Source organism: Brucella pituitosa (assembly GCF_003049685.1).
GTDB classification, from domain to species: domain Bacteria; phylum Pseudomonadota; class Alphaproteobacteria; order Rhizobiales; family Rhizobiaceae; genus Brucella; species Brucella pituitosa.
In genome coordinates this window covers 1,149,465-1,163,109 of the sequence record NZ_PYSY02000001.1, presented here as the reverse complement: position 1 = coordinate 1,163,109, position 13,645 = coordinate 1,149,465, and the positions used below count along the sequence as shown (strand labels likewise).

The window sequence follows — 13,645 nt, the reverse complement described above, 5'->3', positions numbered from 1 at the left end:
CTTTTTTATTGGACTGATTTCCTCAGCCTCAGAATTCAAAGATGGAGCGGAAGATACCCGGTGCGATTATGGAAATCGGGTTCACGATAACCTGCGGCTGCTTTGCACTGCCTTCAAGCTTGAAGGTAATGCCCAGCAAACCGCGATCACGTCCGTTGCCCAGCAGTGCGCCAAAGATCGGCACTTCGCCAAAAATGCGGTTCACGCCATAGGCGGGCATGAAGGTGCCTGTGATCGACATATTGCCACGCGAATCATAAAGCGTGCCCTGGAAGGTCGTGCCAACAGACGGTCCGCGCACCACCCCCTTGGAGAGTTTCAGATAGCCTTCGCCCTTTTCGATAAGCGAAAATCCACGTTCGATATCAACACGCGACACGTCTATATCCCGTTTGACTGCCTGATTAAGACTGGTGCCGCCACTGCTCGGCGGGCTCGAAACAATCTTTGCCAGTCGTGGTTCATTGATGATTGCGAAATTTCGCGCATCGATCTGGCCACTCAATGGACCATTGCCCTGCCCGGCAAGACCCACGGTAATTTTGCCGCCACGCATCTTATCGTAGAAATCAAAGAAGCGCAGAACCGCACCCGCATCATTGGATTGTAGCGAAATTGACCGTGCATCGCCCTGATCGTTGTTGGTGGCAACGAAAGCCTGACCGGAAGTTGTAACAGCGTTCACAGACACGCCTGAAATCTTGTTTCCCGCATTCTCATACGAAACAGCCACATTGCGCAGCATCTCGTCATTAAAGCCGCTCACTGCATCTATCTGTGCGCTGACAACCACGCGCGGGCTCTTGCCACCAGAGCCTCCACTCTTCTTCTGAATGTCCGATATCTGTTTGATGATGGAACGGGCGTCAAATTGAGATCCGCGTATCGTAACGCGATAACCACCCGCACTTTTCGTCGCCTTAACGCTCAACCGATCTGAACGGGTGAGCCGTATGTCACTGAAATCGGCCGACTGAAAATCACCACCAGCAATCGAAAGATTGCCTTTTGCACCAAACGCATCGCCGGTCAGTACCAGATTACGGATATCCAGTTTACCATCATTGCCGTTGCTTTTGATCAGGTCGAACGTCACCTTTGCAGGAACACCGCTCCCCTTGCGCCAGCCAAGCCATGGCAAGTCTACCTGTGTCTTGTTCAAGTCAGCCGATACGTGTCGCTTGCCATTTTCTTCCATGCCGAGATCGACCGACATCGGGCCAGAAAACAAATCTTTTAAGCCGGGCAACAATTTATTGCGCGAGCCGTCATCGAGATCGAGCTTGATCTTCTGTTCCCGTTTCGCCGGACCCGAACGATCAACGGGTTCAGTCATGGATATCTTTGCAGGAACGCCGTCGAGTTTTGCATCCGCAGTAATGAGAGCCGCCGTCTGATCCACTTTAATACTGCCATTCGCCTCGCTCACCATGGAGCCGCCCACAGGCTGTGAAATAGCCAGATTGGAGAACCCGATATCGGCATCCCATGTCAGTGTTCCGGGAGGGGCACCTTTGGAAACAGCGAAACCGACTTTCACCCGTGCCTTGACATCACCTGTCGCGTCTTCAGGCTTAAAAGGCACGTTCTTCAATACATCGATTGGCTTCTTGCCCGCAATTTCCGCGATCGCGGCGGCATCACCCGAAACGAGCAAATCAAGGTCAGCGATAACCGGTCGCTGTGGCCCCCAGGGAATAATCAACGTTCCGTCAGAAACAGATGCTTTGCGATTATCCGGCGTGTAAGCAACGCCATTTGCCAGTTTGATTGTTGTGTGCGCACCACGAACTGAAATACTTCCTGTAACATCGCGAACGGGAGGCAGTTCACCAATCACATCAAACCGCGTGTCGGTCACATTGAAATCGGCCTTGATTTCCTCCCCCGTCAATGGTGGCGGCAGACCAGGACCATTGAACCGTCCGCCTGCCAGAGAAATATCGATGCGGCTATCCTTCAATGTGCCGCCAAAGAGGTTCTTCAGAACCCATTCTCGCGCACCATCTGCCACGTCGATTGGCCAAAGATGCTTTGCGTCAGCGACCGCCATTTTCGGAATACGGAGCATGAAAATCATTTCGGGCGAGCCATTGCCAAAGCCCATGCTTCCCTGACCGTATAATTCTCCCGTATTGGTCTGGACATCAAGATTGGAGAACTGAAGGCGTTGTTGATTGGCCAGGAAGCGACCTGCGATCTTCACGCCGAAGGGCAATTCCGGGTCGGTTGATTCCGCAGGCATACTCGTGGCCGAACTCGTCAGCACTTCAAAGCGATAGCTTGGGCCGCCGGTATTGTTGTCGGCATCTGGTTCCGGTCCGAAAGCACCGTTAAATTCCGCATTCATTCCGCCTAACTGAATGCGTGATGGTTTAACTTCGATTTTGCCGCTGCCACTCGCATGTTCAATACGAAGCAACGCACTACCGCGAACATCAGTGACCCGCCCAATCTCCATATTGATACCATCGACGGACAATTCGGCCATAACCCGCTCAGGATTGTCGCCATTGGCAGCTTTGCCCGACAAAGCAAGGTTCGCTTTACCGCTCAGGTCGAAATGCGCAGGATTCACGCGATTGCCATCGATAACCGGCGCAACCTCTTCCGGTGATCCCAGATCGATCGGCAGATTATTGACCTTGATCTGGAACGCATCCAGATCGTTTTCTTGTCCCTTACGATCAATGCTGCCATCAACCGTGATGGTCTTGTTCTGCCAAACGACGCTACCCTCAACGGCGATTTTTCCGGAACTCTCGACCAGACGAAGCTTCTGCACCTCTATGCTTTGCTGTGTGTCGCCAGTCTTGAACCGAATTGTAGTGTTCAGCAGCCCGATGGCCTGCGTGTTCTGATCGCGCAATAACTCAAGATTGCGCCGCATAGTCGAGAACAGCTCTTCGGAAACTGCATCAAAATTGATGTAGCCGCGCTTGTCATACGGAAGAGATTTCCAGAAACCAGCACCTTCCTGTTCAGGCAGATCGAAAGAAGCGCCATCAATCTCAAGCTCAGCGACGCGGACTTTGCCTGTCAGCAACGGCAAAGGCGCCAAACCAAGGCGTACCGACTTGATATTCTTGATTTCAATGCCCTGTTTCGGATCAAGGATCGAAACATCCCTCGCCTCCATCGCAACCAGACTGTTCTGATCAAGCGATAATCCGGCACTACCGATCGTGGCTGAAGCATCCTTGCCGAGAACTCCGCTCAGGCTCTTCTGGGCTTCATCGCGCAAGAGATCGCTGTTCACGCCGCCGCGCAAAATCACGAATCCCACACCACCAATCAGAACAAGAACGATGCATAAGGAAAGAAAAGCGTGGGAGCACCACGACATAAACGAGCGACGGGAGCGCATTGAGGGAAGCACAACCCCTTCCGCGCCTTCGGCTGCGAGGCGTTCGATTCTCTTCATCTCACGCTTGCTAAAGCGGATTTTGCGCGGGTTATCTGTCAATATTCCAGCCGAACATCTAATTTCCGCAAATGAGCACCCTTACAAGGCGAATTACAAAAACTCGTTATCACTCTGCTTTTATTACGCTTCTGCATTTCAGCAAGGCCGCTGATCAGCTTGATTGATATGTCATCGATGCACGTCATCATGCCCAACCGGATGCGCTTGAGCAGTTGCACAAGCCCAGCCCGAATGCGATAGCTCGGAGTGTAACAGGCAGTTTCCCCGTTTATCCATAAAAGAAAGGCGCAGATATGGCTCGTCCCCAGGTTGGAGATCTGGCACCAGACTTCACTTTGCCATCAGATAGCGACACAATTACCTTGTCGTCGCTCAAAGGCAAACCAGTCGTTCTTTATTTTTATCCCAAGGACGACACGTCGGGTTGCACTAAGGAAGCCATTGCCTTCTCTCAGCTGAAGCCGGAGTTCGATAAAATTGGTGCTCGCGTCATCGGACTTTCACCCGACAGCGCAGAAAAGCATGCGAAGTTTCGCAAGAAACATGAACTGACCGTCGATCTGGCTGCAGACGAAAACAGAACGGTTCTCGAAGCATATGGCGTGTGGGTCGAAAAGAGCATGTATGGCCGCAAATATATGGGCGTTGAACGTGCAACCTTCCTGATTGATGCCGAAGGACGTATTGCGCACGTGTGGGAAAAAGTAAAAGTGGCAGGCCATGCTGAAGCCGTTCTTGACGCAGCTCGCGCGCTCTGACAGCCGAAACTACCGAAAGTTTTTTCCCGTCCATTCCGTGGGAAATGCATACGACTAAAGCTTCGGAAAAGCTTTGTTAACCATGATAACATGCAATCGAATCAATAATCTGGAATGAGAAGACTGCAGGCATGGTGCAGAAGTCGACGGGGCTAAAGAAGACAAACCGCGATAAGCGTCCCACTGATGCTGTCGCGGACACTACGTCTATCAAACGCTCCAGTTTCTTCACGATCCGTACAAAATTGGCCACATTAGGTGCAACGGTCTTCGTCGTGGGTCTCAGCGCTGACATCTATAAAAACGTGCATGACACTACAGAAAACCAACACGGTTTGAATGAGCGTGTCAGCAAGCTTGCATCCGTGCTGAAAAAGCCAGCCGTCATGCAGCCATTGCCTGAAATGCCATCGGAATCAGTACCGAACATTTCAGCTCAACAGGAACTGTTGGTTCCCGGTGATGCGATCAGCATTCAGGCTATAGACCCCATCATCACCGGTCCGCGCGCGTACAAGCCGCGCGTCAATGCAGGAAGCGTTGCTTCAAAGGATTCCTGAACGGCGACCGTTCACAATATGGTTTTTTGATTTAGGCACAAAAAACCCGGCTCAAGGCCGGGTTTTTTCAGAACATGTTCTCAAGAATATCAATCGATATCTTCGATGAGCTCAGCCCCACCATGGATGCGGTGAGCAAGCGCTGCTTCCATGAACGGCGTTACGGCGCCATCAAGCACTTCCTGCGGATTGGTGCTTTCAACGCCGGTACGCAAATCTTTGACCAGCTGATAGGGCTGCAATACGTAAGAGCGGATCTGGTGACCCCAGCCGATCTCAGTTTTGTTGGCATTGGCCGCATCAGTCGCTTCTTCACGCTTTTTCAGCTCATTTTCGTAAAGACGAGCGCGCAGCATTGACCAGGCTTTTTCGCGGTTCTTGTGCTGGGAACGTTCTGCCTGACACTGCACCACAATGCCGGTTGCGATATGCGTAATACGCACAGCCGAATCCGTTGTGTTGACATGCTGACCGCCCGCACCCGAAGCGCGGTAGGTATCGATGCGAACATCGGCTTCAGTCACCTGCACATCGATGTTGTCATCGATAACAGGATAAACCCAGATACTCGCAAACGAGGTATGACGACGCGCGTTCGAATCGTAAGGCGAAATACGCACCAGACGATGAACGCCGGATTCCGTCTTTGCCATACCGTAGGAGTTGTGGCCCTTGATAAGGATCGATGCTGATTTGATGCCGGCTTCTTCGCCGTAATGCACTTCCATCACCTCAACCTTGCGCCCACTGCGTTCGGCCCAACGGGTGTACATACGCAGAAGCATGGATGCCCAATCCTGACTTTCCGTACCGCCTGCACCGGCATGCACTTCAAGATAGGTATCGTTCGAATCCGCTTCACCGGAAAGCAGCATGTCGATCTGTCGGCTGTCAACTTCCTGCTTCAACTCGCGGATTGTGTTTTCCGCGTCAGCAATAATCGACTTGTCGCCTTCCTCTTCGCCCATGGCGATGAGTTCAATGCTGTCACTCAGCGTCTGTTTCAGCGTGTTAATGCCGTTGATGCTGTCTTCCAGTTGCTGGCGCTCACGCATCAGTTTCTGGGCTTCCTGGGCATCATTCCAAAGGGTCGGATCTTCAGCCCTCTGATTCAGATAGCCCAGACGTTTGATTGCCTGATCCCAGTCAAAGATGCCTCCTCAGCAGGCTTATGGCCTGCTGGATTTCGTCAACCAGCGTCTCGATTTCCGCGCGCATGGGCAAATCGTTCCTTCAATAATTCAGTCGTGGGTGGAGAGAACAGAGGCTCAAAAATGAACCGTTTTGTTCTAAAGCGCTTCACACCAAAGCGAAGCGCTCTGCCTCAACGCAAGAAGGCATAAAAGCCATTCAAGCGCCGCGGACCATAATTAGCACGTGGCGCAGTGTAAAGAGGGATAGGTTAGTAAAGTCCGCCAGAACCTGAATTGATAGCACGGGTTGCCTGCGGCGATTGTGGCTGAACTGGCGACCCTTCACGGAACTGATCCATACCGATAACCGAGTAGGTATCAGATGGTCCGGTGCCGGGCTTGAACGCTTCCATGATAAGGTTCGGATCGCCCTTGTTGGTACGCATGCCTGTCTTGCGATTGATCGCAATCAGTGTCATGCCTTCTGGAACACGGAAATCCACCTTAGGCGTTCCAGCCAGAGCCTGCCCCATGAACTCTTTAAAGACAGGCGCTGCCAAACCACCACCCGTGCCACCGCGACCAAGCGGAGTTGGCGTGTCGTAGCCCATGAAAACACCGACGACCAGATCAGGTGTGAAACCAACAAACCATGCGTCTTTTTCGTCATTGGTCGTGCCGGTCTTACCAGCAAGCGGACGATCAAGGCTCTTAAGCAGCTGCGCTGTACCACGCTGCACAACGCCTTCCATCATCGATGTGATCTGGTAGGCAGTCATCGGATCGAGCACCTGATCGCGATTGTCGATCAGAGTGGGCTCTTCCTGATTTGACCATTGCTGAGCGTTGCAGCCTTCACACTGGCGCGCGTCATGCTTGAAGACAGTCTTGCCGTAGCGGTCCTGAATACGGTCAATCATCGAAGGTGTAATGCTCTGTCCGCCATTTGCGATAACGGAATAAGCCGTAACCATACGCAGGACAGTCGTTTCACCAGCGCCAAGCGCCATCGACAGAACCGGCAGCATCTTGTCGTAGATACCGAAACGCTCTGCATATTCCGCAACAGTCTTCATACCCATGTCTTGTGCAAGACGCACGGTCATGACGTTACGCGACTGTTCAATGCCGTAACGAAGGGTTGAAGGACCAGAGAATTTGCCCGAATAGTTTTTAGGAGCCCAGACACCAAGCGCGCCGCCCTGATTAACTTCAAGCGGACCATCCAGAACAACGGACGCCGGTGTATAGCCATTATCAAGAGCAGCCGCGTACACGAACGGCTTGAATGACGATCCAGGCTGGCGATAGGCCTGCGTTGCCCGGTTAAACTCGGATTCTCCAAAGGAGAAACCGCCAACCATCGACAGCACACGGCCGGTATGCGGGTCCATGGCAACCAGTGCACCCTGCAGCTTTGGCGGCTGCTGGAGACGGAAGCGGGAATCGCCATCACCGACTTTCGAAACATAAACAATGTCGCCTGTGTTCAGAACACCTTCTGGCGATTTTGCGCTGCCGCGCTTGCCACCAATATTGGTGACGCGCATTGCCCATTTCATGTCATCAGCAGCGATGAATGCGCGCGTACGCTCTTTGCTGCGCGAACCCGAACCTTCTACTTCTGGCTGAAGACCAATATCGGCACCAGCAGCCGAGACGTTCAGGACAACAGCGAGCTGCCACTCAGGCACATCAGGATAGGCCTGCAAATCACCAAAAGCGGTTGCCCAGTCACCGCCAAGTTCGGCGTGCTTCAAAGGTCCACGCCAGCCGCGTGCCTCGTCATAACGGAGCAATGCAGCCTGCAGTGACTTGCGTGCTTCGACCTGCATGGTTGGATTGAGCGTCGTACGAACTGACAGACCACCTTCATAAAGTGCGTCAACGCCATATTTCTGGATGATCTGACGGCGTACTTCTTCGCTGAAATATTCGGAAGCGAACAGGTAATGCGTTGCGGTGCGGGTCTTTACGCCAAGTGGTTCTTTTTTGGCTTCTTCCGATTCCTGTGTCGTGATGTAGCCGTTTTCAGCCATACGATCGATAACCCAGTTGCGGCGTTCAATCGCGCGATCCGGGAAACGGAAGGGATGGTAATTGTTTGGACCTTTTGGCAGAGCAGCCAAATAAGCAGTTTCGGCAATGCTCAATTCGCCAACGGATTTGTCAAAATAGGTAAGCGCGGCACTGGCAATACCGTAAGCGCCCAAACCAAAGAAAATCTCGTTGAGATAAAGCTCCAGAATGCGGTCCTTGGAATAGGCTTGCTCAATGCGCATCGCAAGAATCGCTTCTTTGATCTTGCGGTCATAGGTCTGGTTCGAACTCAGAAGGAAGTTCTTTGCGACCTGCTGTGTGATCGTGGACGCGCCGACCGGACGACGGCCAGAGCCCATATTCTTCACATTGGTCAGAACTGCGCGAGCGAGGCCACCGAAATCAAGACCATGATGCTCGTAAAATGTCTTGTCTTCAGCAGAAATGAAAGCAGCCTTAACGCGGTTCGGCACAGCCTGAATCGGTAGATACATGCGACGCTCGCGCGCAAATTCCGACATCAGACTACCGTCCGAAGCATGGACACGCGTCATGACAGGAGGCTCGTATTTTGCGAGCACTTCGTAATCGGGCAGTTCTTTTGTAAGGCTTCCAATATAAACGGCGACTCCGCCGGCCACCAAAAGCGCCAGAACCGTACCAATTCCGAAGAAATATCCGATAAGCCTTACCATAAATCCAGGATCCTGCCTTCAGATCATTCGCATAATTTAGGGGCAATCGAAACGAGCACCCGTCGACAAATGCCGCATTGGCAATAAAGTGGTTTAGTGACCATCAAATGCGTCAAAGGCAAGATCGTTTCTCTGTTTTTACCAATTTAACGCATGCAAACGCAGGGCAACGACAAAAATACAAGAAACTGTTGCAACCATGCATCTTATAAGCAGGGATGAATATGAGCCCCTACTAAACATTACATAATTCTAACCTTTTGACAAAGTGTCCGGATGTTTCTGAATCTCAAACGATTTTATGGCTCTTGCAATACGATCAGCCAGTTTGCGACGCCACTCAGGATTGCTGATCAGTTTCTCGTCCTCCGCATTCGAAAGATAGCCAATCTCAATCAGTACAGACGGAACATCGGGAGCTCGCAGAACTTGAAACCCGGCAAAGCGATGCGGGTTGTTGATCAGATTCACTTCCCCCTGAAGGGAGCTGATAACCTTCTCAGCAAAACTCAATGAAAATGTGTGAGTCTCACGCCGCGTGAGGTCCAGCAGAATGTCTGCGACTTCCGGCAGTTCTTCGGGAACAGCACCAGCGACGCTATCCGACTTGTTTTCGCGTTCCGCCATAGCGCGGGCAACCGAGTCGGATGCTTTATCGGAGATCGTATAGACCGTTGCACCGCGAATATCGGTCTGATTGATCGTGTCGGCATGAATGGAAATGAAAAGATCGGCTTCCTGCTGGCGCGCCAGACGCACACGCTCCGAGAGACGCAGAAATGTGTCATCGTCGCGGGTCATCAAAACCTTGATGTTTTTTTCTTTTGCCAGACGATCACGCAGCTCCTGCCCGAAAGCAAGGGTCAGATCCTTTTCCTTGATACCACTCAGGCTTTCCGCACCACTGTCGATACCGCCATGACCGGGGTCAACCATCACAATAAACGGACGCACACCGTCGGATTGCGATGAAAGCTCCGTGTTCCCATTCTTCTGTTTTTGTTCGGTCGATCCGGTGACATCATGCTGAGACGCGAGCTTTGCAGCAAACTCACGATCCGAAGACGCGACGATATCGGCAACCAGGCGATAACCGGGAGCGGTTTCGTTCTTGATTACCTGAATGTTCTCCACATTGAATGGGCCACGCAGCGTGAGAATGAGGCGAGAACGGTGATTTCCGACGAGCCCATAACGCACACGGGAGACAAGCCCCCTCGCCGCCAAACTTTTCTCATCGAAACCGAAACGCGTTTCAGGAAGATCAAAAACGAGACGATGCGGATTGTCGAACATGAGTGTCGAATATTCAGGCTCGCGGTCGAACATAACGACGACGCGCATCCGCAAATCATCGCCTGCCATACGGTATGTCAGCGCCGAGAGTGGATCTTTACCACTATTGGCAGCCATGGCAGAACTGGCATGAAAGAAAACGGTACACATTATCACCAGCAGCGCGAACACATCTCGCACCACTGACATTTTTTGAGTTCCATTTTTATTGCTCAGAGAATGCATCCGTAATCGCGATCTAAACATTATGGAATAATTTTGGACCAGACATTTAAGCCATGGCCTGTGATTGCGTGCATTTCATAAATCTATCCGTACAAAATTATGGTTAACGAAGGCTTTTCGCCCCACGTTCCACGGCCTCGGCGGGTGGTTTTGACCTCTATAATCACCTTTCGGCAAAATTACGATGAAGGTGTCAACTGATATTCATACTTGTCATAGTTCAAACGACACCATAAAAGCTAAGGTAGGTTATGGAGTAGCTGTCAGAATCGTTTGCCGGTTTTCAAAACGGAGCGCGAGGAAAGATAGCAAAAACAGTGGTGTATTGAGTTCGCCACCCAATAACCCGCACAGAATTCAACGGAATACGGCTCCCCTGCCGCCTCCGTTTTTTAATCGGCCGACTGCGCATTGATACGCGCTGTCGCCAGCGCTCTGAAAAGAGCAAAGAGGTCGGCCCGGCTTTTTCGGGTCATATATGAGGTCGTTTCGTTCGGAACAGCTATGGGTCAAGCAAGACTGACCACTGCAAGCCTGAAGACCGTGATCGCCACGAGGCCATCGCGCGTAAGGACAGCAGCTTTTATTCCGACGAACCCAATATCATTCGGCAGATGCATCCCAGCCAGGACGACAGCCTTCAGGGTTTCGTCCGGCGCACGCGGCTTGCGTCCTAGCGCCGGCAGGAAAGACACTAATGTCCAACAAAATGCTTATAGATGCCTCCCACCCGGAGGAGACCCGCGTCATCGTAACGCGTGGCAACAAGATTGAAGAATTCGACTTTGAGTCGGAGCACAAGAAGCAGCTAAAGGGTAATATTTATCTCGCACGCGTTACCCGCGTCGAACCGTCTCTTCAGGCTGCGTTCGTGGAATATGGCGGCAATCGCCATGGCTTCCTCGCTTTCTCTGAAATCCATCCGGATTATTATCAGATCCCGGTTGCCGATCGTTTGGCACTGCTCGAAGCAGAAGCCAAAGCGGCCCGCAACGAAGACGACGAAGACGAACCGAAGGCAAAGAACAATGATCGTTCGCGCCGTCATCGCCGTCGTGGACGTCGTGATGGTCAGAATGGTGATTCGCAATCAAACGTCGCCCGCAATGGCCTGCCTGCAGCAGAGCCAGTCGGTCCTGCTTTTGAAAATTATGTGCCTGGCACGCCAGCCATCGCGCTGATGAAGCAGGCTGGCCATGTCATTTCTGAAGCTATCGACACCGACAATGTTGATGAGGATGACGATTCGGAAGTCGAGAACGAAGAAGACATGGTTGAATCGGTTGGTTCCGAGGATGCGATGGAAGAGCTTCCTTCGCATAGCCGCACCAATCGTCGTCAGTACAACATTCAGGAAGTTATCAAGCGCCGCCAGATCATTCTGGTGCAGGTGGTCAAGGAAGAGCGCGGCAATAAGGGCGCGGCTCTGACGACCTATCTGTCGCTCGCTGGTCGCTATTCTGTGTTGATGCCAAACACCGCGCGCGGTGGTGGTATTTCGCGCAAGATCATCAATCCGCAGGACCGCAAGCGTCTCAAGGAAATCGTCAAGGAACTCGAAGTGCCGCAGGGCATGGGTGTGATCCTGCGCACGGCGGGTGCTAACCGCACCAAAGCCGAAGTAAAGCGCGATTACGAATATCTGATGCGCATGTGGGAGAATGTGCGTTCGCTGACGCTGCAATCGACTGCGCCTGCCCTCGTCTATGAAGAAGGCAGCTTGATCAAGCGCTCGATTCGTGATCTTTACAATAAGGACATCACCGAGATCCTGGTTGCGGGTGAAAATGGCTACCGTGAAGCGAAAGACTTCATGCGCATGCTCATGCCAAGCCATGCCAAGGTCGTTCAGCCTTATCGCGAACCAGTTCCTGTCTTCACGCGTTATGGCCTTGAAGCACAGCTTGATCGTATGCTTCTGCCACAGGTAACGCTGAAATCCGGTGGCTATCTCATTATCAACCAGACCGAAGCGCTGGTTGCGATTGACGTCAACTCGGGTCGCTCAACCCGCGAGCACTCGATTGAAGACACGGCCCTCCAGACCAATCTGGAAGCGGCCGAAGAAGTCGCGCGCCAGCTGCGTCTGCGCGATCTTGCCGGTCTGATCGTTGTCGACTTCATCGACATGGAAGAAAAGCGCAACAACCGCGCTGTCGAAAAGAAGATGAAGGACTGCCTCAAGGACGACCGGGCACGCATTCAGGTTGGCCGCATTTCGCATTTCGGCCTCCTCGAAATGTCGCGCCAGCGTATCCGCGCGTCAGTTCTTGAAAGCACGATGCAGGTTTGCCAGCATTGCGGCGGTACAGGACATATTCGTTCTGACTCCTCGATGGCTCTGCATATCATCCGCGGCATTGAAGATTATCTTCTCCGTCATTCGGGCTACGACATCGTCGTTCGTACCCCAGCCGCATCGGCGCTTTATGTATTGAACCATAAGCGTCAGCTACTGGCTGATCTTGAAGGCCGTTTCGGCGCTAATATCAGCATCGATGCGGACGAAAGCGTTGGTCATCAGCATTTCGTCATCGACAAGGGCGCGCCTTCGACACGTCCTATAACCATCCAGCCTGTTCAGCCGATGGTTTATGAAGACGACATCGAAGATCCTGAAATTCCGCTTGAGGACGACGAAGCCGAAGAAGAAATCAAGGCTGAACCACAAGCTCGCGAAGAAAGCAGCGAAGAAGGTGATCGCAAGCGTCGCCGTCGCCGTCGCCGTCGTGGTGGCCGTGATCGCGAACAGACGGAACAGACTGAATCCGGCGCAGAAGCTTCGGACGAAGATGGCGATGAGGACGAAGATACCAGCCCTCAGAGCAGTGCTTCGCTGAGCGAAGAAGATCGTCGCAAGAAGCGTCGCCGTGGTCGCCGTGGCGGACGCAAGAACCGTCGCGAAGACGAAATTCAGGTCAAGAAGGTGCCTGATGCCGAGCCAGTAGGCTACACGCCGGTCTTCCCACCAAAGGCAGAAGAAAAAGCTGCTGAAGTGGTCGTCAGTGAAGCGGTTGCTGTTGAAACGGTCACGGTTGAGGTGGTTGCGGCTGTTGAAGCATCGACTACTGAAGCTGATGAAAAGCCCGCAAAGCCAGCTCGCAAGCCACGTGGTCGCAAGGCTGCGAAAAGCGAAGAGGTTGCTTCGGACGATGTTGTTGCAGTCGAAGCAGCAGAAGAGCCTGCAAAGCCCGCGCGCAAGACACGTTCGCGTAAGAAGCTCACTGAGGAAGAAGCTCCTGTAGAAGCAGCCGCACCGGCTGAGGAAGCAGAAGAGATCAAGCCAAAGCGCCGCACCCGCAAGGCAGCCGCCAAGCCGGAAGTGGAAGAAGCTGTTGTCGTAGAGGCCGAAGTTGCTCCTGCTGCTGAACCACAAAAGGTTTCCGAGCCGGTCGTGACCTCGAGTGAAACAGAAGAGCAGAAGCCAAAGCGTGGCGGCTGGTGGCAGAAAAAGGGCTTTTTCTAAGCCCTGCCCGCTTAATACGTAGTATAAGAAAACCGGCGGAAACGC

General features: G+C 52.6%; 8 protein-coding genes. 3 read left to right on the top strand and 5 right to left on the bottom strand.

Annotated elements, in window-relative coordinates:
• Positions 1-28: 28 nt before the first annotated feature.
• Positions 29-3,424, bottom strand: a complete 3,396-nt coding sequence (locus C9380_RS05750; RefSeq protein WP_128093189.1) for an AsmA family protein — start codon at positions 3,422-3,424, stop codon at positions 29-31.
• A 296-nt stretch (positions 3,425-3,720) separates the two neighbouring features.
• On the opposite strand from C9380_RS05750, the gene bcp reads away from it, so the two are divergent.
• Together bcp and C9380_RS05740 are read left to right on the top strand one after the other, a co-directional pair.
• Positions 3,721-4,185, top strand: a complete 465-nt coding sequence (gene bcp / locus C9380_RS05745; protein WP_024896632.1) for a thioredoxin-dependent thiol peroxidase — start codon at positions 3,721-3,723, stop codon at positions 4,183-4,185.
• A 131-nt stretch (positions 4,186-4,316) separates the two neighbouring features.
• Positions 4,317-4,745, top strand: coding sequence for a hypothetical protein (locus tag C9380_RS05740; protein ID WP_128093188.1), 429 nt, complete (start codon positions 4,317-4,319; stop codon positions 4,743-4,745).
• 89 nt (positions 4,746-4,834) lie between these two features.
• Here C9380_RS05740 and prfB read toward each other — a convergent pair.
• From prfB to C9380_RS05720, 4 genes are all read right to left on the bottom strand, one after another.
• Positions 4,835-5,963 (bottom strand): peptide chain release factor 2 gene (prfB, locus tag C9380_RS05735; protein ID WP_128093187.1). Its coding sequence is split into 2 segments (ribosomal slippage): positions 4,835-5,893 and positions 5,895-5,963, totalling 1,128 coding nucleotides; the frame shifts between segments, so codons are not numbered across the junction.
• 184 nt (positions 5,964-6,147) lie between these two features.
• Entirely contained in the window at positions 6,148-8,613 is a 2,466-nt protein-coding gene (locus C9380_RS05730) for a penicillin-binding protein 1A (RefSeq protein WP_100559096.1), read from the bottom strand.
• Between the two features lie 252 nt (positions 8,614-8,865).
• On the bottom strand, positions 8,866-10,098 hold the full coding sequence (locus tag C9380_RS05725) for an N-acetylmuramoyl-L-alanine amidase (protein ID WP_374844416.1): 1,233 nt from the start codon (positions 10,096-10,098) through the stop codon (positions 8,866-8,868).
• A 545-nt stretch (positions 10,099-10,643) separates the two neighbouring features.
• Positions 10,644-10,829: a hypothetical protein gene (locus C9380_RS05720; RefSeq protein ID WP_024896627.1), complete on the bottom strand. Its 186-nt coding sequence runs from the start codon at positions 10,827-10,829 to the stop codon at positions 10,644-10,646.
• Between the two features lie 2 nt (positions 10,830-10,831).
• On the opposite strand from C9380_RS05720, the gene C9380_RS05715 reads away from it, so the two are divergent.
• Positions 10,832-13,600: an Rne/Rng family ribonuclease gene (locus C9380_RS05715; protein WP_128093185.1), complete on the top strand. Its 2,769-nt coding sequence runs from the start codon at positions 10,832-10,834 to the stop codon at positions 13,598-13,600.
• Positions 13,601-13,645: the final 45 nt, after the last annotated feature.